The organism is Vagococcus sp., assembly GCF_052102835.1.
Classification (GTDB): domain Bacteria; phylum Bacillota; class Bacilli; order Lactobacillales; family Vagococcaceae; genus Vagococcus.
The window spans coordinates 27,902-48,404 of the sequence record NZ_JBQEIL010000008.1; the positions used below are offsets into that span (position 1 = coordinate 27,902).

The 20,503-nt window shown below is 34.4% G+C and carries 16 protein-coding genes and 1 pseudogene; 2 read left to right on the forward strand and 15 right to left on the reverse strand.

From position 1 onward, the window contains the following. Position 1: 1 nt before the first annotated feature. The 4 genes from ACTJFD_RS08740 to aroE form a co-directional block, all read right to left on the reverse strand. Positions 2-1,114, reverse strand: coding sequence for a prephenate dehydrogenase (locus tag ACTJFD_RS08740; RefSeq protein WP_442260977.1), 1,113 nt, complete (start codon positions 1,112-1,114; stop codon positions 2-4). Positions 1,115-1,148: 34 nt separating this feature from the next. Beyond that, a complete protein-coding gene (gene aroC / locus ACTJFD_RS08745) occupies positions 1,149-2,315 on the reverse strand; it encodes a chorismate synthase (protein ID WP_442260979.1) in 1,167 nt (388 codons plus the stop codon). An 18-nt stretch (positions 2,316-2,333) separates the two neighbouring features. Further along, positions 2,334-3,395 carry a 3-dehydroquinate synthase gene (gene aroB / locus ACTJFD_RS08750; protein WP_442260980.1) on the reverse strand — a complete coding sequence of 354 codons (1,062 nt, stop codon included), beginning with the start codon at positions 3,393-3,395 and terminating at the stop codon, positions 2,334-2,336. Between the two features lie 61 nt (positions 3,396-3,456). Then, positions 3,457-4,344 carry a shikimate dehydrogenase gene (aroE, locus tag ACTJFD_RS08755; protein ID WP_442260981.1) on the reverse strand — a complete coding sequence of 296 codons (888 nt, stop codon included), beginning with the start codon at positions 4,342-4,344 and terminating at the stop codon, positions 3,457-3,459. 439 nt (positions 4,345-4,783) lie between these two features. On the opposite strand from aroE, the gene ACTJFD_RS08760 reads away from it, so the two are divergent. Then, the gene (locus ACTJFD_RS08760) at positions 4,784-6,073 is read left to right on the forward strand and encodes an alkaline phosphatase family protein (protein ID WP_442260983.1); all 1,290 of its coding nucleotides are present in this window, start codon (positions 4,784-4,786) and stop codon (positions 6,071-6,073) included. Between the two features lie 59 nt (positions 6,074-6,132). Here the strand turns inward: ACTJFD_RS08760 and ACTJFD_RS08765 are convergent, their stop codons facing one another. The 9 genes and pseudogenes from ACTJFD_RS08765 to ACTJFD_RS08805 all read right to left on the reverse strand — a co-directional run bounded on the left by ACTJFD_RS08765 (position 6,133) and on the right by ACTJFD_RS08805 (position 16,729). Next, complete coding sequence (locus tag ACTJFD_RS08765; protein ID WP_442260984.1) at positions 6,133-7,494, reverse strand: MFS transporter; 1,362 nt, start codon at positions 7,492-7,494, stop codon at positions 6,133-6,135. Between the two features lie 165 nt (positions 7,495-7,659). Then, entirely contained in the window at positions 7,660-9,282 is a 1,623-nt protein-coding gene (locus ACTJFD_RS08770; RefSeq protein ID WP_442260986.1) for a peptide ABC transporter substrate-binding protein, read from the reverse strand. A gap of 14 nt (positions 9,283-9,296) precedes the next feature. After that, positions 9,297-10,016, reverse strand: coding sequence for a gamma-glutamyl-gamma-aminobutyrate hydrolase family protein (locus ACTJFD_RS08775; RefSeq protein WP_442261091.1), 720 nt, complete (start codon positions 10,014-10,016; stop codon positions 9,297-9,299). Between the two features lie 315 nt (positions 10,017-10,331). Then, positions 10,332-11,392, reverse strand: a pseudogene (gene rlmN / locus ACTJFD_RS08780) (23S rRNA (adenine(2503)-C(2))-methyltransferase RlmN). 136 nt (positions 11,393-11,528) lie between these two features. After that, entirely contained in the window at positions 11,529-12,701 is a 1,173-nt protein-coding gene (gene rpsA / locus ACTJFD_RS08785) for a 30S ribosomal protein S1 (protein WP_442260987.1), read from the reverse strand. A gap of 88 nt (positions 12,702-12,789) precedes the next feature. Beyond that, the gene (cmk, locus tag ACTJFD_RS08790) at positions 12,790-13,467 is read right to left on the reverse strand and encodes a (d)CMP kinase (RefSeq protein WP_442260988.1); all 678 of its coding nucleotides are present in this window, start codon (positions 13,465-13,467) and stop codon (positions 12,790-12,792) included. A 57-nt stretch (positions 13,468-13,524) separates the two neighbouring features. After that, positions 13,525-14,187 (reverse strand): LysM peptidoglycan-binding domain-containing protein, encoded by a 663-nt coding sequence (locus ACTJFD_RS08795; protein WP_442260990.1) that lies wholly within the window; start codon positions 14,185-14,187, stop codon positions 13,525-13,527. A 66-nt stretch (positions 14,188-14,253) separates the two neighbouring features. Then, positions 14,254-15,693 carry a RecQ family ATP-dependent DNA helicase gene (locus tag ACTJFD_RS08800; RefSeq protein WP_442260991.1) on the reverse strand — a complete coding sequence of 480 codons (1,440 nt, stop codon included), beginning with the start codon at positions 15,691-15,693 and terminating at the stop codon, positions 14,254-14,256. After that, complete coding sequence (locus ACTJFD_RS08805; protein ID WP_442260992.1) at positions 15,686-16,729, reverse strand: helix-turn-helix domain-containing protein; 1,044 nt, start codon at positions 16,727-16,729, stop codon at positions 15,686-15,688. The genes ACTJFD_RS08800 and ACTJFD_RS08805 overlap by 8 nt, the downstream gene beginning before the upstream one ends. A 31-nt stretch (positions 16,730-16,760) precedes the next feature. Between ACTJFD_RS08805 and ACTJFD_RS08810 the strand changes: the two genes are divergently transcribed. Then, the gene (locus ACTJFD_RS08810) at positions 16,761-16,970 is read left to right on the forward strand and encodes a ferredoxin (protein WP_442260993.1); all 210 of its coding nucleotides are present in this window, start codon (positions 16,761-16,763) and stop codon (positions 16,968-16,970) included. Here ACTJFD_RS08810 and trmFO read toward each other — a convergent pair. After that, positions 16,967-18,292, reverse strand: a complete 1,326-nt coding sequence (gene trmFO, locus ACTJFD_RS08815; protein WP_442260994.1) for a methylenetetrahydrofolate--tRNA-(uracil(54)-C(5))-methyltransferase (FADH(2)-oxidizing) TrmFO — start codon at positions 18,290-18,292, stop codon at positions 16,967-16,969. The genes ACTJFD_RS08810 and trmFO overlap by 4 nt on opposite strands. A 116-nt stretch (positions 18,293-18,408) precedes the next feature. Beyond that, positions 18,409-20,490, reverse strand: a complete 2,082-nt coding sequence (gene topA / locus ACTJFD_RS08820) for a type I DNA topoisomerase (protein WP_442260996.1) — start codon at positions 20,488-20,490, stop codon at positions 18,409-18,411. Positions 20,491-20,503 lie beyond the last annotated feature (13 nt).

Below are 20,503 nucleotides of genomic sequence, written 5' to 3' on the forward strand. Positions count from 1 at the left end.
TTTACTTCCTCTCGCCTAACTCTTGTTGCACTTCTAATCCTAATTGCGTTGACAATAATTTTTGTGCTGTCAACTGGTCTTTTTCTGTTCTAAAACTTAATTGTAACACCCCCTGAATGTCTTCTCTTGTTTCTAAAATACGAATATTAGTGATACTTATTTGAAATTCATATAAGAGCTGGGTGATACTTGCTATCGCACCTACTTCATCCGTCACATTAATAAACAAATCATAAAGATTCGGAATTGCCCCCTTCTTGTGTTGAGGTAGTTGATTACGGATAGACTGTGCTTCGGTAAAAAAAATATTGATTTTTTCTTCATCGCTCAATTGGAGCGCTTCTTTTATTTTTTCCATCGCTAACTGCCATTTCGAAATTTGATCAATCAACGTAAGGCGATTAGTCAGTAAGATATCCGTCCACATTACCGGATCGGAAGAAGCAATGCGTGTGATGTCACGAAATCCCCCCGCTGCTAATCGTGAAAAAAGAAGTGAATCCTGACTTTCTTCTTGAACTAAATTAACTAATCCAGCAGCGATAATATGAGGTAAATGACTTAATAAACCCACAATTTCATCGTGTTCTTGCGGCTCTAGAAATAAAAAATTTGCCTTTGTTTCTGAGAGTAACTGCTCCAGTTCCTGTGCTCGTACTTGATCTTCAGTAGAGGTTGAAACTAATAAATAATAAGCATTTTCAAATAGATCAACCCGACTAGCTACATAACTCGTTTTATGTGAACCTGCCATCGGATGGCCCCCTACAAAATCAATCCCTTTTTGCCTTAATAAAGAAGCCTGCTCCATAATTTCACTCTTAGTACTACTGACATCCGTCACTAAAACGTTTTTTTTAAGAGATAATTCAGCTAATTCTGCTATCAGTTTTAACGTCACTCTAACTGGCGTACAAAGAAAAATCACGTCCGCCTTCTGGACTGCTTCTTGTAAATCTAAAGAATAAGAATCAATCAAGCCCAATGTTTTAGCACCCTCAAGTTCACTAATTGAATGACTATAACCTGTAATCATAAGTTGCGAGTCTTTCTTTTTTAAATTATAACAAATTGAACCGCCAATCAGTCCAACACCAATCACCGTAATATGCACTTGCTGATCTCTCCTTTCCTAGCCCATCGACTATTTAAAATTCACGAACACGGTTTCGATACATCTTAATTTCTTTTTTTAATTGTTCAAACGAATCACTTTCAAACTTATCCAATACAGCTTTGGCTAATTCAATTGTCACCATTGCTTCCGCAATAACACAGGCCGCAGGAACAGCCGAACTATCCGAACGCTCCACACTCGCTTTAAAAGGTTCCTTTGTATCAATATCAACTGACATTAGAGGTTTATACAAAGTTGGAATGGGTTTCATCACACTACGAACAACAATTGGCATCCCTGTTGTCATCCCTCCTTCAAAACCACCTAAATGATTGCTCATGCGGTAATATCCTTTTTCTTTACTCCAGACAATTTCATCCATTACCTCACTACCATACAATGCACTCGCTTTAAATCCAACGCCAAACTCAACACCTTTAAACGCATTGATACTTAGAATTGCTTGTGCTATTTTACCATCAAGTTTGGCATCCCATTGCGTATAACTTCCCAAACCAACGGGTACGTTTTCTGCGACAACTTCAATAATTCCGCCTATTGTATTACCAGCCTTTTTAGTTTCATCAATTTTTTCTTTCATTGCCGCTTCAATTTTAGAATCAACACAACGGACACTTGATTCTTCAGCACGCTTACGAATTTCTTTAACCGTTAAAGTCTCCGTTATTTCCGCCTTAACTCCGCCTATTTCTAATACATGTCCGGCTATATCAATCTCTAACTCAGCTAGCATTCTTTTGCAAACAGCTGCCACCGCAACACGAACAGTCGTTTCTCTAGCAGATGACCGTTCTAAAACATTTCTTAAATCATCGTGTTCGTATTTAATACCGCCTACTAAATCAGCATGTCCTGGTCTTGGTTTTGAAACACGACGCTTCTTTTTTTCTCGGTCAGAGACTTCCTCAATCCCCATTACGGTTTGCCAATTTTTAAAATCATCATTCTTCACAATTAAAGTTATCGGAGACCCTAACGTTTTCCCATGTCGAACACCTGAAGTGATTTCAACGGTATCTGTTTCAATCTTCATCCTCCCCCCTCGACCATGCCCTCCTTGTCTTCTTTTTAATTCAGAATTTATTTCATTCACGTCGATTGGTATTCCTGCTGGTAATCCATCTATAATTGTTGTCAATTCTTTACCATGTGATTCCCCTGCTGTTAAAAAACGCATGATGATATCCTCCTCTATTTAAATTAAAAACTCTTTGAATTCATTCATATTAATTGTTTTTATTTTAGCTGTTCCAATTTCTTCAAGTAAAATAATTTTTATTTGACTACCTCGTGCTTTTTTATCATGTGTGACCGCCTTGAATAATTTTTCCTGATTAAATTCGGAAAAATCAACGGGTAAATGAAATTTACTTAACATTTTAACCAATTGAAGAGTTGTTCCTTTAGCTGTTTCACCTTTCGCCTCACTGACTTTATTAATTTGGCACATTCCAATAGCGACAGCTTCACCATGAGTCACTACTCCAAAGCCAGCACTTTGCTCGATAGCATGTGCAATCGTATGTCCAAAATTCAAAGTCAGACGACTACCATAATCGAACTCATCTTCCTCAACAACTTTACGCTTAACCTCTATTGATCTTGTTATTAATTCAACAGCGTGCTCCATGGCTTCACTCTCATCTTGACACTTATCTAACAATTGCCACAATTCAATGTCACTGATTGCCCCACATTTTATAATTTCAGCTAACCCCTCACGTATTCGTCGAGGTTCTAAAGTTAATAATGTCTCTGGATCAATCAAGACACCATTTGGTTGAGCAAACGTTCCAACTAAATTTTTAGCACTTAATGTATTAACAGCTGTTTTTCCACCTACACTACTATCAACTTGGGCTAATAAGGTTGTAGGAATTTGTAAAAAACTTAGCCCACGCATGTATGTTGAGCTTACAAACCCAGCTAAATCACCCACAACGCCTCCCCCTAAAGCGAGGACACCATCATGACGAGTCATTCCAAATTCAGCAAGACATTCATAACAGTTGGCAGCTGAAATTAAATTTTTACTATTCTCACCTGGTTTTATCGAATGAATCAAAACGTCAAAACCACTTTTTTCTAATTGACGTGACACTTTGTCACCATGTAATGCATTAACTGTATCATCTGTGATAATAACAACTTTTCTTGGTGCCCACAATGATTGCACCCACGCGCCCACTTGATTTAAACTCCCTTTTTCAATCCATAATTCATAATGATGATGTGGTAAATTAACAGCTACTTTCATTTTTTTCTCCTTACCTTTTAGTTTAATTTTATAGCGATGATGGTTCAGTTCACCCTCTAATTCAATTCTCTTTATCCTTTTCTTGATTCTTCTTTAATTCTAATAATACGTTCTCTGTAACTGAAGCGACTGGCATCTTCTTACCAGTCATCATTTCAAATGCGATGGCTGCTTGATGTACCAACATTCCTAATCCATTTTGTGTCGCACACCCTTTGCTTTTAGCTTCCCTCATTAATTGCGTCTCCAAAGGATAATAAATTAAATCGGCAACATAAAGTTGCGAATGTAGCCCTGCTAATGAAGCCATTGGTAAATCTAGGGTACCCATCCCAATATTGGTTGCATTGATTAAGATATCACTCGCTAATAAGCAATCTGTCATTTTTTGAGTTGCTTCATAAGGGTGAACATAATATAAAGAGTTTACTTCTTTAGCGAGCTTTTTAAAATAAGACATTGTCTCACCAAAAGTTTTGTTTTCTCTTTTAAAAATGTGTGTTTCCTTAGCTTGCTCTAAGCCACACTGGCAGGCGATAGCTTTGGCGGCTCCACCAGCCCCCAAAATAACAATTTTCTTATCTTTTAATGAGATACCCACTTCTTCTAAACTACTAACGAAACCAGCACCATCAGTATTAGCTCCTAAAATAGTTCCCTCTCGGTGAATCAATGTATTACAAACACCTAATATTTTAGCAACTTTAGTGTGACTATCCGCTTTCTCAAACGCTCTCTTTTTGTAAGGCATTGAAATATTGACGCCTAACATATCAAGCGAACGAATACTTTTAAACGCTTCATCAAAATTTTCCGGCTCAATATCAAAAGCTAAATAACATGCATCCGTTTGTGTCATAGCATAACCACTATTATGAATGAATGGTGATAAACTATGTTTTATTGGCGTTGCCATTACACCTGCTAACCTTGTTTGTCCTGTAATCATTTTTTACCTCCTTAAACTAATTCATCAAAAAAACGATACCTATCATAGATAAAAATCTACTGGTATCGTTATCTAATCTTGCTTATTAAGATAATGAAAAAGCCATATAGATTTTTTATCTATATGGTCTCTAAGTCAACTTGAAACAACCTAACCATCATAGACACAAACTAACCAAATCAATTGTTTGTATCCAATTAAATATTGAGTACAAACGTTATCTATAATAGCTAAGCTGAAATTTAATATTCGATTGTGAGTTCATGTTTTGAATTGATAATTTCATTATAATCACTCCATCAATTATGCTTCATTTAATTTACCAAATTATAGCTTTAATACAAATTAATGTCAAATTAAAATTTAGAGGTATTTTATTCAAAATGTTTTTTTTAAAAGCTTATCTTTGTTATAATTCAAGAAAAGGACTGATGATAAGATGGTAAAAAAATTAGTAATTATTTCGATTGATGCTTTTGGAAGTGAAAATTTAACCAAATATCCCGAAGCTATTCCAACTATTTTAAATTTAATAAAAAATGGCGCTATCGTTAATGAGATTAAAGAAATTTATCCGTCACTCACCTATCCGTCGCATACCTCAATTGTCACCGGTGTGAAGCCTAATATCCATGGAATTGTTAATAATACAAAAATCCAACCCGAACGACTGTCACCCGATTGGTATTGGTATCATAAGGATATCAAAGTTGAAACACTCTACGATAAAGCGAAAAAGAAAGGTTTAAAAACAGCCGCTTTTTTATGGCCTGTTACTGCTAATAGTTCTATTGATTATAATATTGCAGAAATTTTTCCAAACCGTATTTGGACAAATCAAGTTCTTATTTCTTTAAAAGCGAGTTCTCCTTTCTTTTTGTTAGAGATGAACCATAAATATGGACATTTACGTCACGGTATCGAACAACCTTATCTTGATAATTTTATTACCGCCTGTGCTATCGATACCATAAAAACAAAAAAGCCTGATCTAACCATGATTCATTTGGTTGATTTAGATAGTATGTACCACCGTTATGGCGTTCATTCTGAAGAAGCATATCATGCCTTAATGCGACAAGATTTGCGGGTCAAAAATATTCTAGCGGCGATTGAAGAAGCTGGCATGACTAACGAAACAAATATAGCTATTCTAGGTGACCATTATCAACTAAATGTTGATACATTAATTCGTTTAAATAAGCTTTTTGAACAAAAAGGGTGGTTGACACTTAACCAAAAAGGCAAAATAAAAAAGAATTGGCAAGTTTTAGCAAAAAGTTGCGATGGCTCTTGTTATATTTATCTCAAACCAACAGCAAGTGATTTATTCAGACAAGTAAAAAAAGAATTAGAAAATATTGAAGGTATCGAAAAAATTTATGAGCCAATTGATATTCTGAATGAAGGAGCTGATCCAAACGCTGTTTTTATGTTAGAAGCAAAAAAAGGGTACTATTTTATTGATGAAGCCATTGGTGAACTGCTCGAAGAAACGGCCTTAAATGAATTAGGTCAACCAGAACGCTATCTAGCAGTTCATGGGTATCATCCTTCAAAATCCAACTATGCCACAACTTTAATCTTGAATGGACCAGATATTAAAAAAGGAGTTCATCTTCCTACTGCTAATTTAGTAGATGAAGCCCCCACTTTTGCGAGGCTACTAGACCTGCCTCCTTTTGATTCTAGTATTGAAGGTCAATGCCTCAATGATATTTTTGTTTAATATAAAAAGAACACTTTAACCTATCTTCTTAAAAGATAAGTAAAAGCGTTCTTTTTTATTTATTCTTTTTCAACTTTTTTAAATGATGCAAAAACACTAATAACACTTAAAATCAAAATTACAAGTAAGCACACGATAGCAACCGTAGAACCTGTACTTGTTCCTTGAGCAAAATCAGCTGAGCGTTTTTGAAAAACACCGACAATAATTGCTACGAAAGAAGTTGAAATCGCACCCATAAATTGTTGTAGCGTACTAAATACAGCATTACCATCGTCTTGCAGTTCTTTTCCGATAGCCGATAAGCCAACGGTCATCACGTTACTATAAGCTAAACCTACACCTATCATATAGATAACATGCGAAGCAATAATTAGTGGTATTATCCCTGTATGTATTGTAAAAATAAAGCTCGACCAACCAATCACAGCCAAAAGACTACCGATGGCAATTGGTTTTTTAAAACCAAATTTATCTAATAAAGTCCCAGAAACAGGTGCAAACAACGCTCCAACCAAGGCTCCCGGGAACATCATCATTCCGGCATTCGAAGCCGGTGTCTCTAATACAATTTGAACAAAATTAGGTAAAATAAAAGAAATACCTAAAAGAATAATTTGATAAACTAGGAAAGCCATTAAATAGATAGTAAATGTTTTATTTTTAAAAACAGTCAGGTTAAGCAACTGCTTTTCCTGGTTAAATCGATTGAATAAATAAGCACCAATTAAACCAATTAGTAATGCTAGCCAACCAATCATACTAGTTGCATAACTAAAGAAACATAAAAGACCAGTAAACATCACAGAAAGCGCCATTACTGCTTTCATATTAATGGTATCTGACTTAGTCACTTTCTCTTTAGGTATCGCTAGTAAACCGATTAACGTGGATAAAATTAAGATAGGAATTAGAAAGAGATAAATGTAAGTCCAGTCTAATCGTGTCGTCAATATCCCACCATATGTCGGCCCCATCGCTGGAGCAATCGAGGTTGTTAAATTACCAATTCCAATCATCATTCCCCTTTTTTTCATTGGAACTTTCGTCAAAATAATATTAAACATCAAAGGTAATGCCATACCGGTTGCAATCCCTTGCAAAATTCGACCAAATAAAAGCATCGTAAAATTGATTGAAAAAGCATTAACAATCACTCCTACTAAAAAGAAAAGACTTGAAGCAATAAATAGGCGACGCTTATCAAAGTTCTTTATCAAATAGGATGATAACGGTACCACTATTGAAATCATCAAAAGATAAATTGTTGTTACCCATTGGACTTGCGATGTACTAATATTGAATTCCTTCATCAGCGTTGGAAATGTGACATTCATCGCTGTTTCAATCAGCACTCCTGCAAATGCCATCATTCCTGTAGCCAGTACTGCTAAATTGACATGAAACTTTTTTTCAATCATTTGCTCACTCCTAAAATTTCGTAATAAAAAGACGATATTCATCAACTGATAAATATCGCCTCTATTTCGGCACAAAATCATGTGCTATCTGTACGAATAATATATTCTCATTTTAAGAGAGGTGAGAACAAAAGTCAAGCAATAAAAGTATAAATTACTTTAACTTTATTTAACATAAGCTAAGCGATAGGAAATACTTCTCCCAAACGGATAAACTTGCAGGCCTTCCAATCTATCTGATTTCAAGTAGCCTAGAGCCCCTTGATAAATTGGTAAGACACCTGCATCTTGTTCAATCAAAATCTTTTCTAACTCTAACATCTTATTCCAACGCGCTTCTTTATCATTGGATAAAGCATTTTTCACATCATCTAATCCTTTATCATAATCAGGATTATGATACTTAGCTGTATTCAATCCACCTTTAGAATCATAAAATTCTAAAAAATTAATTGGATCAGCATAGTCAGGAGTCCAAGTTCCAAAAACCAAATCAAATTCACCCTGTTGTTGTAAATCTAAACGATTTTGAAGTGGCATTGATTTTAATGAAATTGTAAGACCGGGTAAATTATCTTGTAATTGCCCCTGAGCAAATTCAATTGTTTTTTTAGCATTACCTGTATCTGCTGAAATCAATTCCAAAGAAATTTCATCTTTTCCTAATTCTTTTTTTGCTATTTCCCAGTATCTTTGAGCTTCTTTCACATTGTATGTTAGTAATTCGCCATTTTGCTTTCTAAAATCTTCCTTATCTTTTGGTGATTTTGCAAAGCCCTCTGGAATAAAGCCATTCAAAGGTAAAGAACCATCACCCAAAATATTTTCAGTAAACTCAGCTTTATTGATAGCTAACAAGAAAGCCTTTCTAGCATTAATATTACCAGTTACTTCACGTTTCTGATTTGGACTTAGATAGCCTATCATCGATTTAGGAACGAAAGTAGCTTGTTTTGAATCTTTGTATTCTAAAGCATAAGTATCAGCTAAAATAGTATAGTCTAGTTCTCCTGCTTCAAATAATTGGATTCCTGTTGCTATTTCTTTTAAAACTTGAACATTTATTTTATTGAGTTTTATATTCTCTTTATCCCAATAGTTATCATTTTTCTTTAATGTCCAAGTATCATTAGTCCCTTTCCATCCTTCAACAACAAATGGACCATTTCCAATGAAAGTGTCTGAACTTGTTCCATATTTCTTACCTTGCTCTTTCGCAAACTTTTCATTTTTAGGCATGAAAGGCGTTCCGACTAATAATTCAGATAAATAAGGAATAGGGTATTCTAATTCTAATTCTAAAGTTTTTTCATCTAAAGCTTTTACACCAAACGTATTAAGTTCTGCCTTACCTTCACGAATAGAACGACCGTTTTTAAAAACATCCATCTGATTGCTACTACTCGAACCATAAGCCGGATCAACTACCGTTTGGAATGAATAAACAAAATCTTGAGCCTTAACAGGTTCTTTATTTGACCAAACGGCTTCTGGTTTTATTTTAAAAGTATACTTTAAACCATCTTCACTTATTTTCGGTTCTTCCAGTGCCATTGCCAATTCTGGTTGTTGTTCCTTATTTAATCGATACAAACCTTCTGTTGCCTGACCAATCATATCTGAACTATAAATATCAGAATAAAATGCGCTATCTAAAGTGGATAATTCACCTGCTGAAGACACATTTATTTCTTGTTTATCCACCTTTTGCTTTTGTTCTTTATTGCTACCACAGCCTACTAAAATGAACAACCCAACCATTAATAAAACAGTTAACTTATTTTTCATCGTCTTATTCTCCTTTACAGTTTATTCACTACAAAATCAAAGACACGACGCTCTTGTTCCAAAGTTGTATAAGCAAAATCAGGATGCCATTGAACCCCCATGATTTGTTTATTTTGATTTTCAATTCCTTCAATAATCCCGTCTTCACTCTGAGCTGTCGCTTCAAAACCTTGTGCTAAACGTTTGACAGCTTGAAAATGAAATGAGTTTACTTTTGTCTCTTTACCATATATTTTTCTTAATAAACTATCTTCTTTAGTTGTAATCAAATGAGTAGGTATTGTACTCGAAATGGGGGCTTGCATATGCCTAACCGGTTCTGGACTTCGTTGACTCAAATCTTGATACAACGAGCCTCCAAAGTAAACATTTAAAAGCTGCATTCCTCGACAAACACCAAAAATAGGTTTTTTTTGTTTTAACGCTTCTTTAATAATTGCAAACTCAAAAGCATCACGTTTGTGCGACATTAAATTATCAGGAAAAATTGCTTTTTCTTGATAATAAACTGGATTTACATTTTGTCCACCTGTTAAAACCAATTTATCAACCATAGAAACATATTGCTTAACATCTGTTATTTGATGACTGATTGGAATTAAAAAAGGTAAACCTCCTGCTAATTCGATACCTTTAGCATAACCTGAGGGTAGATAGCTGACTTCTAAATGATGTAATTTCTCACCAGAATCTTCTATCTCATTTGCGATAATACCAATTGTTTTTTTCACTATCCTCTTGCTCCTTTTTAAATTTTTTAATTAAAATTTAATAGAGCAACACTGGGGCTCAGCTCCTTCATCTATTCGAAACATATCTTTTAGATGGCGTATTCGTTTACGATGAAATTGAATTGTACTTAAAATAAAGTAACGATAACTATTCTTCACTTTTCATTGCCCCTTTCTAATAATTACATTAATTTTTTTTAATGTATTTTAGAAATGATAGCAATAATCAATGATAATGTCAATTTTATTTTCTTATAAAAAAACAAATAAAAAGAAGACTGTGTTTTAATAATAACATTAAAACAGCAATCTTACTCGTTAGGCCTCTTCTTTTTTCATTTGTTTACTTCTAAGTTGACCACAGGCAGCATCAATATCCGTCCCATGTTCCTGACGAATAACGCAATTAATCCCCTGTTTTTTTAGCTCATCATAAAAAGCTAACGTCGTTTGTTTGGAGCTACGTTGGTATTGATTGTGTTCATCAACTGGATTATATGGAATTAAATTGATATATACCAATTTCTTCTTATTTTGCATTAATTGAGCAAGTTCAGTGGCATGATGAACTTGATCATTCACCCCTGCCAACATAATATATTCAAACGTAATACGACGATTGGTTTTTTCAATATAAAAATCAACAGCCTCCATTAAACGTTCAATTGGATAAGCTTTATTGATTCTCATAATCGATGTTCTAACTTCATTATTTGAAGCATGCAGCGAAATTGCCAAATTCACTTGCAATGGAAGTTCTGCAAAAGACTTGATTTTTGGAACTAAGCCACTTGTAGAAACAGTCATGTGACGCGCTCCAATGGCCAAGCCTTTTGGATCATTCATAATATATAAGAAATTAGTTACATTTTCATAATTATCAAAAGGTTCTCCAATTCCCATCACAACAATATGGCTGACACGCTCATCCTCATCTTTTTCATCAAAGTAAGCTTGAACTTGCATAATTTGGGCAACAATTTCACCCGTTGTTAAATTACGTTGTTTTTTCAACAAGCCACTTGCACAAAAAGTACAACCTATGTTACAACCAATTTGAGTTGTCACACAAACTGATAAGCCATATTTATGACGCATTAAAACAGTTTCAATCATGTGATGATCCATCAATTCAAATAAATATTTTACTGTTCCGTCTGCTGCTTCTTGAACAACAACTTCCTTTAAAGGATTAATAATAAAGTTCAAAGTTAGTTGGTTTACCAAGCTTTTTGAAAGGTTACTCATTTCCTCAAACGTTTTAACACGTTTGACATAGAGCCAGTCCCAAATTTGTTTTGCTCTAAATTTTTTTCGCTATGTTCGACTAACCACAATTCTAATTCAGTTTGCGTTAATCCGTAAATTGATGATTTCAATTTTATTCCTCATTTCCATTAAATCTCATTAACCAACTATATAGTATCAGAAACAACTTTTCAATACTCTCATAAAATTAAAACCTGTTATGTCTTTATTGATTGACATAACAGGTTTTAAATGGTTTATTTATGATTAATTATTTTGTAAATCTTGACCAATAACATCACCTAAAGTAAAACCAGTTGTTTCTTCAGGCATTTCATAAGTTTCTTCAACTTGAGATTCTTCTTTTTCTTCTAAAGCTTTGATACTTAGACCAATACGATGACTTTCTTCATCGACATCCAAAACTTTAACTTGAATAGTTTGGCCTTCTTCAAGAGCTTCATGAGGAGTTGCAATATGTTTATGCGATATTTGTGAAATATGAACTAAACCTTCGACTCCTGGGAAAATTTCAACAAAGGCTCCAAACGACGTTAGACGTTTGACAACTCCTTCTAACACACTTCCTACAGCAGCTTTCTCTTCAATTCCACTCCACGGACCTTCTTGAGTTTCTTTGATTGATAACGAAACACGCTCTTCTTCAGGATTCACACTTAAAACTTTAACTTTAACTACTTCTCCAACTGCTAAAATATCTTCAGGCTTTTCAACATGATAATGAGCAATCTCAGAAACGTGGACTAAACCATCAACGCCACCTAAATCAATAAAGGCTCCAAATGACGTTAAACGAGCGACTGTTCCTTCGATGACATCATCTGCAGATATTTTAGATAAAATTTCTTTTTTAGCTAATGAATTTTCAGCTTCAACAACCGCTTTACGAGATAAAATCAAACGATTCTCTGACGGTTCAATTTCAATGATTTTGAAAGTTAATGTTTGACCTTTATATTCAGAAAAGTCTGATACAAAACGGACATCTACCATTGATGCAGGGACAAAACCTCTAACGCCAGTATCAACAACAAGTCCACCTTTAACAACATCTGTGACTGTTCCTTCAATAAGCTCACCATCTTGGAATGTTTTTTCAATTTTTTCCCAAACTTTTTTAGCATCAACGCGACGCTTAGATAGTAAGTAACTTCCATTTTCCTTGTCTTTACCAATTTCTGAAATAACAACGAGCTCAATTGTATCGCCAACATTTACAACTTCCGTTATATTTTCGACTGGAAGTGTTGATAATTCTTTCATAGGAACCACACCTTCAACGCCAGCACCTAAAATACCAACGATAATTTGTTTGTTATCTTCGATTTTTAGCACTTCACCTTGCACTGAATCGCCTACTTTAACTTCATTTACACTTTCCATTGCATCTAACATTGTTTCATTCATTTGATCTGTCATTTTCCGTCCTCCTCGACAACACTTACTTCTACTACTATATCTATTCTACCTAAAATAATCAAAATTGACTAGCAAAATCTGTTATTTTTTATGCTAAAGTTTTTTTATTGATTATAAACTCAATCTTTTTGACCACCTGTTCAATATTTAGTCCAGTCGTATCTACTAAAATAGCATCTTCTGCTTGAATCAATGGTGAATTTTCTCTTGTCGAATCATAGTGATCCCGGTTTTTTATTTCCATTTTCAATGTTTCAAAATCAGTAGGTATTCCTTTTGCTTGATTTTCTTTAAAACGACGCTCGGCACGTTCTTCAACACTAGCCTCTAAAAAAATTTTTATATCAGCATTAGGTAAGACTACTGTACCAATATCTCTACCATCCATTACAATGCAATCAGAATAACAAAAATCTTGCTGTCTTTTCACCATTTCTTTTCTGACTTCTTTAAATGATGAAACTTCAGAAACAGAGTTAGTCACGTTATTTTGACGAATCTCTTGAGTGACGTCTTGGTCATTCAAGTAAACATGTTGACCATCATCTAATTGCCTAAAAGTAATTTTTGTGGCGTTAAGTAAATTCATTAAAGCTACTTCATCAGAAAGATTAACTTTTTCATTTAAAGCAGAAAGAGTTAAGGCTCGATACATCGCTCCAGTATCGCAATAAATATAGTTGAGTTTTTGAGCTAATATTTTTGCTACTGTACTTTTTCCAGCTGACGCAGGTCCATCAATAGCAATTTGAATTTTTCTTGACATAGATTTACACCTTTACTATTAAATTAAAAAGTCGTCCAAAGACGACTTTTTTTATTTTTACTTAATACGAATAGATTGACCTGGTTGTAAGTTTTGTGAATCAATCCCTGGATTTAATTGCATAACTTCATCAACAGTCAAACCATTGTTTTTAGCAATACGATACAAGTTAACATTTCCGTTTTCGCCTACATTGACACTAGCGCCTCCTGCCGGTGTAGCTGGCGTTTGGTTTTCTTGAGCGGCAACATTAGCATTATCAGCATTTTGCTGATTCGTATTAACATCATTTGGAGAAACTTCAACGTCTGCAAAAGTACTAGAACTTGGAACTGTACTAGTTTCTGGAGTTGATGATGCTACGGTTGAGCTTTCTACGGTTGTCGATTCTTTTGTACTAGATGATGTCTTACTAGTTACATCAGATTTTTCAACAATCAATGATGAGCTCTCAACAATATCTTTTTTCGTATTCATATTTGCATTAACTTTAAAATATAAAATTAAGAATGTTGCAACGATGACAATAAGAAAAAGTAACGTGATTAAAGAAATCGCATACCAGTTTTTACCATCGGTTTTGCTTCTACGGTTTGTTCTAGAAGGATCTGAATTTTCTGCTTCGCCTTCGCCTTCTTCATAAATCGGTTGCTCCCATGGTTCATTATCGAGCTGTTCGTCTTTTTTCTCTTCTACTTTATCTTTATCTTTTTTACTCACAGATATACCTCCTTGAAAACTTCTTTTATCATTTTATCATAATAAACACAATAAAGCTTCCATTTTTTATAATAAAAACAGATTTTTTAATATTTGTTGAGCAGTTGGGTTCTCTCTTTTTTTAATTTTCTCCACTTTTCCGTTCTTTAATTCTGGTCTTTCATCTTGACAATTATCACAACAAAATGGTAATTCCTTAGTGGATTGCGCTCTTTTCTCACCATCAAAATAAGCTTGTATAAATTTTTTACGACATGTCTTTAAGTAGACGTAGTTTAACATCCATTCTAAATTAGTTGTCTGAGAGTGTCTTTTTATTTCTAATTGTTGTTCAAAAGAAGCCCAATCCTGTTTTGTTTTAATAATTTGATTTAACCATTTGCTTTGTAAATCTGTCAATTGAACTCCCTTATTTTTCATAAATAGAGGATCTTTGTCTTTAAAAAAAAGCAAATCTTTTTTTTGTGCATATGAATCTTCATGTAAAAATCGATGAATCTGCTCATCACCTGATTGATACAACAAAATAGCAACACTTGGGAGCCCATCTCGACCGGCTCGACCAAATTCTTGAACATAGTTTTCCAAACTATCTGGCAAATGATAATGAATAACAAAACGAATATTTCCTTTATTAATCCCCATTCCAAAAGCGCTTGTCGCACATAGTATCTGAATAGAACCATTTATAAATTGTTGTTGGATTTTTAATCGATCCTCATTAGAAACATCACCATGATAATAGTCAATCGGTAAACTTAATTTTCGTTCTAGTTCTTTTGCTACTCTTTCCGCCTCAGACTTACTAGCAAAATAAAGAATACCTGGTCCTGAATTAATATTCAAAAATGAAGTCAAAAAATCTAACTTATCCTCCGTCTGGCAAACTTCCAAATAAATATTATCTCGAGTAATTGGCAATTGAATCAATTCAAATGTCGTTTGGAACAATTGCTGATGGATATCCTCTATTACCTTAGGTGTTGCAGTTGCAGTCAAAGCAAGTGTTAACTGACAATTCAATGCTTTCTTCGCATCATTTAACAACAAATAATCAGGTCGAAAATCTGTCCCCCATTGAGAAATACAATGTGCTTCATCAACAACAAACAAAGAAATTTTAAGCTGTTTTAAATATTTTAAAACTTCTAAATTTGCAAGTGTTTCTGGGCTTACAAAAATAAACTTATAAAAAGATAAGCGTTTTAGTACATATTGTCGTTGCCTAAAATCCATCAAACTGTTGATTGCCACTGCTTTTTTTTCACCCATTCGGTATAATTGATGCACCTGATCTTCCATCAATGAAATCAAAGGAGAGACAATCACTGTCGTCCCTGTCAAACAATAGCTCGCCAATTGATAACATAGTGATTTACCTGTTGCAGTTGGTAAAATAGCTAGCGTATCCCGTCCAGATAGTACACTTTCAATCGTCTCTTTTTGTCCCTTTTTAAAATCGGAATAACCAAAGCGAGTTCTTAAAATCTCTGTTAACTTATCCATCTTGTGCACCCTTTACTAACCAAAATTGAAGTAATCGAAAACAAAAAAAATCAACGTTTCTTTTTTCTTGTATTTTTGAAAAATGCCAATCTATTACGTTTGGAAATTGTCCAGCTAACTCTAATGCTGCTTTATCTAATTGAAAACGTTGCAACAACTGAGTTAGTTCTTGAAGAGACAATGACACCAACATTTCAATCAAATGATCAGTCACTGTACTTTCCTTCAGTCTTCTAATCTTCGCAATTTCCTGAATCGCTAACCCCTCATTGAACAAACGTTGTGTAATTACAACAGTGTCTTCAGGTTGGATTTTTTTTGAAAATTCTAAAAGATGATTAAGATAAGGATACTTCTTTTTTTTTTGAAGTACACACGTGATTAGTTCGTGTAACGCTTCTTTTGATTTAATGTCACATACCCAAATAGCTAAATCATACTTTGTACTCAATTGACGTTTGGTTAATCCCGTTGTCTTATGGCCCATCAACTGTTCTACTAAAAGTAAACTTGATTTCTCTTCCAGCTCATTTAAAATAGCTAACCATTCATCCATAATCCCTTTTAACCAATGATTCGATTGCGATTTTATCCACATTTTTAACTGATATTGATAAAAAAGATTACTTTCGATTGGGATATATCGGGTATTATTATAACGTTTTTCAGAAATGACTTGCGTTAAAAACTGAAGCATTCGCCAAAAATCATTTGCAAAACGATAATAATTAAAACCATTTAGATTTTGAAAAGACGGACGACCTACTTTCGCTAATCCTTTGGCTGTTATTTTGACGAACGGCTCCGTTTCAACTATTTCTAAATCATTATCCTTAAGTAACGTATCAATAATTTGACGATATTCATTTAAAGATAGGTCTGGAAATAAATTAAAATAAGGGAGTAACGAATTAAAAAAACCAAACGTTAAAATCGAAGATGTTTTTTTCCCTTTTAAAAAATGGTACAATGTCGTAAATCGGACCACCTGTTGATGTGTAAAACAAGAAAGAATAAATTTTTGTTTTTCATCCATGACTCATCACCTCACAAAGGAGAATATTAATATGATTTGTAAAATTATGCCAGAAAAATGTATTGCTTGTGGTTTATGCCAAATTAAAGCTCCAGATTATTTTGATTACTTAGACAATGGTTTAGTTATTTTTAAAAATAATGATGCGACAGAAATTCAAGTCGAAGAGCCTTTACCTCTATCTCTTTTAGAAGCTTATCGGACATGTCCAACACGAGCCATTCTCTTAAGCGAAACCTAATTTTTAACTGGTTTTACCAGAGTTGCGTATTCTTTAAGTGTTTCAATAGCACGATGACTAAGTACTTCATAACGAAGTTTTTTGTCTCTGATGCGCTTAGGCAACTCTGGGAAAAGACCAAAATTGACATTCATTGGTTGGAAATTACTTCCAGACGTATGCGTAATATAATGTGCCATTCCTCCCATCGCTGTCTCTATTGGAAATACCAATAAGTCTTCCGATTTTGCTAAGCGAGCCGCATTAAGCCCCGCAATTAAACCACTTGCTGCACTCTCAACATATCCTTCAACTCCGGTCATTTGACCCGCAAAAAAAAGATTGCTATTTTTTCTGGATTGATAGGTTGGATTTAATAATCTAGGTGAATTCATATATGTATTGCGATGCATCACACCATATCGAACAATTTCAGCCTCTTCTAATCCTGGTATCATCTGAATAATTCGTTTCTGTTCTCCCCACTTTAAGTGAGTCTGAAAACCAACGATATTATAAAGTGACGCCGCAGCATCATCCTGCCTTAGCTGGACAACAGCGTACGGTCGTCGACCTGTCTTAGGGTCTTCCAGCCCAACAGGTTTAAGAGGACCAAACGTCAATGTTTTCTCACCCCGACTGGCCATCACCTCTATCGGCATGCAACCATCAAAAAACTTTTCTTTCTCAAATGATTTTAATGGTGCGACTTCAGCAGACACCAAAGCTTCTCGAAACTCATGAAACTCAGTTTTTGTCATTGGACAATTTAGATAAGCTGCTTCTCCCTTATCATAACGGGATTTTAAATAAACTTTGTCCATATTTATTGAAGACTGCTCCAAAATAGGAGCCGCAGCATCGTAAAAATATAAATCTTCCGTTTCAGTAAATTCTTGAATACTTTTTGCCAAAGGTTCTGAAGTCAATGGGCCAGTTGCTATCACAGTAATCCCTTCACGAGGGACCTCTAAAATCTCTTCATGATGAACAGTGATATTAGGATGGTTCGTTAATTTTTGAGTAATATATTCCGAAAATTTTTCACGGTCAACTGCTAAGGCACCTCCTGCTGGAACTTGATGGGTATCTGCAGATTCGATAATGACAGAATCAAATTGTCTCATTTCTTCTTTTAAAAGTCCCGCAGCATTTGTTAAATGATTAGCTCTCAAAGAATTTGTACAGACAAGTTCAGCAAATTTATCTGTATGATGTGCTGGCGTTTTTTTAATTTTTCGCATTTCAAATAAATCAACCTTTACTCCTGATTGAGCTGCTTGAAAAGCCGCTTCACTTCCAGCCAATCCAGCTCCAATTACTGTAATTCTTGTTTCTGTCATCTCATAACCTCTTTCCTATTTTTAAGTATCTAAAGTTCAAGGGACCTAAACATAGGTTATGCTTAGGCCCTCAATCTCATATATTATACACAATTTTTATAAAAATAGTACTTTTATTATTTTTGAACCGCTTCTTTATAATCACAATCACTACATTGAATCTGGACACTACCTCGAGCTTTCTTTTCAATCAGATAATGCTTACACTTCGGACAATTTCTACCAATTGGTTTATCCCATGATGTGAATTCACACTCTGGATAACGGTCACAACCATAAAAAATACGATTTTTCTTGGTTTTCTTCTCAATAACATCGCCTTTTTCACATGTCGGACACTTCACACCGATTTTTTTAACAATTGCTTTAGTGTTACGACACTCTGGAAAGTTACTACACGCATAAAACTTACCATAACGTCCTAATTTAATTACCATTGGACTCCCACAAAGTTCACAGTCAAAACCGGCAGGTTCATCCTTAATTTGAATTTTTTCCATATTAATTTCTGCGGAATCTAATTCTTTTTTAAACGGACCATAAAATCGGCTCACAACATCGACCCATTTTTCTTTTGCAACTGCGATATTATCTAAGTCTTTTTCCATCTCAGCGGTGAAACTCATATCAACGATTTGAGGGAAAAACTCACAAATCAGCGAATTCACAATTTCGCCTAGCTCAGTCGGTTCAAAACGACGAGCATTTAATTTAACATAATAACGTTTTTGAATTGTTTCTAAAGTAGGTGCGTAAGTTGAAGGTCGACCGACACCATTTTCTTCTAATGTCTTAATCAATGTTGCCTCACTAAAACGAGCAGGTGGTTGCGTGAAATGTTGTTTAGGTTCCAAATCAACAGCATTGACTTTTTCGCCTTCTTCTAAATCAGGTAAAATATTTTCTTTTTCTTCTTTTCCATCATCTTTCGTTTCTACGTAGACTTTCATAAACCCTGAGAACTTAATTTTAGATCCATTAGCCACAAACATCACACCATTTTGTTCTAATTCAACACGCATAGTATCAAGTACCGCTGGTGCCATTTGACTTGAAACAACTCTTGACCAAATCAGAGAGTATAATTTCATTTGATCTTTATCTAAATATTGTTCAATCGAAGCGGGTGTTCTTAAAACACTTGATGGACGAATGGCCTCATGAGCATCTTGTGACCCTTTCGCTTTTTTAGTTTTCGCTTTCGTTGTTGCTAGGTACTCTTCACCGTACTGTTCAATTACAAATGCTGAAATCTCATCTAATGCAGTATCTGATAAACGTGTTGAATCTGTACGCATATAGGTAATCAACCCAACCGTTCCTTCGCCTTTACCTAGTTTGATTCCTTCATATAATTGTTGAGCAACCATCATCGTTTTTCTTGTTCTAAAATTCAAACGGCGAGCAGCCTCTTGTTGAAGACTACTTGTCGTAAAAGGCAAAGCTGGATTTCGCTTTCTTTCTTTTTTAGTAATTTTCATTACTTCATATTCTGAACCGCTCAAACGATCGGTAACTACCTTGACATCGTCTGCATTTTTTAATTCCATTTTCTTACCATCTAATTTAGCGAAATTCGCTTTAAACTTTTTACGTTTTTTAATAAAATTATTAGCAATGCTCCAATACTCTTCAGGTTTGAATGCTCTGATTTCTTCTTCACGACTAATAATCATTTTTAATGCCACCGATTGGACACGACCTGCACTCAAGCCCTTTTTAACTTTTTTCCATAACAAAGGACTAATCGAATAACCCACTAAGCGGTCTAAAATCCGACGGGCTTGTTGAGCATCAACTAAATCAACATTTATTTTTCGAGGTTCTTTAAACGCTTCTTTAACTGCTGGTTTTGTAATTTCATTAAAGACCACTCGATTATTATCTTCTAAATCTAAGTTTAAAATATGAGCTAAATGCCATGCTATTGCTTCTCCTTCTCGGTCCGGATCGGCTGCGAGAAAAACTTTCTGAGCTTTTTTAGCATATTTTTTTAATTCTTTAATCACGGGACCTTTACCACGAATATTGATATATTGCGGATCAAAATTATTTTCAAAATCTATTCCCATTTTACTTTTAGGTAAATCCCTTATATGGCCCACACTCGCTACCACTTTATAATTTCTACCTAAATATTTTTCTATTGTCTTTGCTTTAGCAGGGGATTCGACAATTACTAAGTATTTATAACTCATATTTTTCAATCCC